Origin of the sequence: Frankia sp. AgKG'84/4 (assembly GCF_023242965.2) — a bacterium.
GTDB lineage: Bacteria > Actinomycetota > Actinomycetes > Frankiales > Frankiaceae > Frankia.
This window is the reverse complement of sequence record NZ_JALKFU020001293.1, coordinates 1-2,164: the sequence shown is the minus strand read 5'-3', so window position 1 is coordinate 2,164 and position 2,164 is coordinate 1. Positions and strand designations below refer to the sequence as shown.

Sequence of the window (2,164 nt, the reverse complement as noted above, 5' to 3'; positions counted from 1 at the left end):
GGGGGGGGGGGGGGGGGGGGGGGGGGGGGGGGGGGGGGGGGGGGGGGGGGGGGGTCGCCGAGTGGGCTGCCCGCGGGCTGCGTGGCTGTCCTTGACCTGGTGGAGGTGACCGACGAGCGGTTCCTCCCGGCGATGAAGGCGCTGCTCGCGGGGACGGTCATGGTGGAGGACCTGGCCGAGGCGCAGACGGCCCTCGCCGCCCGGCCGGATCTGCGGATGGTGACGCGGGCTGGTGACCTCCTCGGGCCGGCGGTGTCCATCGGTGGGAGCGCCAATCCGCCGTCGGTGATCGAGCTGCAGGCCGCGGCGGATGAGGCGGAGGCGGGCGTCGCGGAGTCCGAGCAGCGAGCCGAACAGGCGCGGGACGCGTTGGACCCGGCCCGGGCGGAGGTGGCTCGGACCCGCTCGGCGATCGACGCGGCGCTCGCGGCGAATCACGGCGCCGACGCGCGCTATCGCGCCCTCTCCGAGCAGGTCGCGCAGCTGGACCGGGCCCGGGGAAGCGCCGATTCGGAGGTGGCTCGCCTTGAGGCGGTGCGTGGTCGGGCGGAGAGCGCGCGTGATCGGGCCTACGGTGCGCTGAGCGAGCTCGAGACGTCGCTCGCGGCGGTGTCCGCCCAGCCGGAGATCGACGAGCGTTCGCCCGAGGAGCGGGATCGGCTGGTCACCTCCACGTCGGCCGTCCGGGCAGCCGAGGTGGAGGCTCGGCTGGCGGTGCGCACGAGCGAGGAGCGGGCGAGGGCGCTGCAGGGACGTGCGGACGGGCTGATCCGGGCGGCGGCGAACGAGCGGGCGGCCCGCATGGCCGCGGCCCGGCGCCGGGAGGTGCGTGAGCGCCAGGCGGCGCTCGCTGCGGCGCTGGGGGAGGCGGCCCAGGCGACTCTCGGTCGGCTGGACCGCTCGCTGGCCCGCGCCGCGACGGAGCGCGAGCAGGCCGACGCGCTGCGGCGGAGCACCGACTCGGAGCTCACTGCCGTGCGCGACCAGGGCCGGGCCCTGGCGACGGAACTCGCGGGGCTGCGGGACGCGGCCCACCGGGACGAACTTGCCCGGGCGGAGAAACGACTGCGGGTCGAGACCCTGGAGACCAGGGCGATGGAGGAGTTCGGTATCGGGGCTGACGACCTTCTCGCCGAGTTCGGGCCGGCGGTCCCGGTCCCGCCGGATGATCCGGATGGCGTCGCGGTGCCGTTCGACCGGGCCGAGCAGACCGCCCGTGCGGCGACCGCCGACAAACAGCTCGCCCGGCTTGGCCGGATCAATCCGCTCGCCCTCGAGGAGTTCGCCGCGTTGCAGGAGCGGGCGGCGTTCCTGTCGAGCCAGCTGGACGACATCCGCAGTACCCGCCGTGACCTGCTGTTGGTCGTGGAGGAGGTGGACGTCCGGGTTCGCGAGGTGTTCGCGGCGGCGTTCGCGGACACCGCACGCGAGTTCGAGATCGTGTTCGCGACGCTCTTCCCGGGCGGGGAGGGCCGACTGGTGCTCACGGAGCCCGACGACATGCTGACGACCGGCATCGAGGTCGAGGCGCGTCCGCCCGGGAAGAAGGTGAAGCGGCTGTCGCTGTTGTCCGGTGGCGAGCGGTCGTTGACGGCACTCGCGCTGCTGCTGGCCATCTTCCGCGCGCGGCCCTCGCCGTTCTACGTGCTCGACGAGGTCGAGGCGGCACTCGACGACCGCAACCTCGGGCGACTGCTGACGGCGCTCGAAGGGCTGCGCGAAAAGTCCCAGCTCATCATCATCACGCACCAGAAACGAACGATGGAGATCGCCGACGCACTCTACGGCGTGGCGATGCGGGGTGATGGCGTGACGACCGTGATCAGCCAGCGGCTGCGGGAACGCTCAGCGGTCTGAGGCCGCCCGGGTGGGGGCTACCCGCGGGTGAGGGCGTCGTACTCCGGCGCGCATCTGTCAGGATCGGAGTGTGGAGCTCCTCATCCTGATCGTCGTCATCGCCGTCGCCGTGGTGGCCACCGTGGGTCTGGCGGTGGGCAGCGCTGTGCGCCGACGGCCGCGCCGCCGGCTGGCGCGTGGTGCCCGTACCGATGGTGAGCGTTCGCTCGGTGGCGGCCTCGAGGGCGAGTCCTCCCGCGCCGCCGCGGCCGGCACGATCGACGAAGCCCGACCGGTGGACATCACGTCGCCGCCGGGCGAGCCGGCC

1 protein-coding gene and 1 pseudogene are annotated in these 2,164 nt (G+C 74.2%); both read left to right on the top strand.

All coding sequences use genetic code 11. The features are described 5' to 3' along the window. Positions 1–1,857 (top strand): AAA family ATPase (locus tag MXD58_RS29780; RefSeq protein WP_250611473.1); only part of this gene is annotated, 1,857 nt, incomplete at its 5' end. A gap of 70 nt (positions 1,858–1,927) precedes the next feature. Beyond that, positions 1,928–2,164, top strand: a pseudogene (locus tag MXD58_RS29775) (signal recognition particle-docking protein FtsY); the annotation flags it as partial.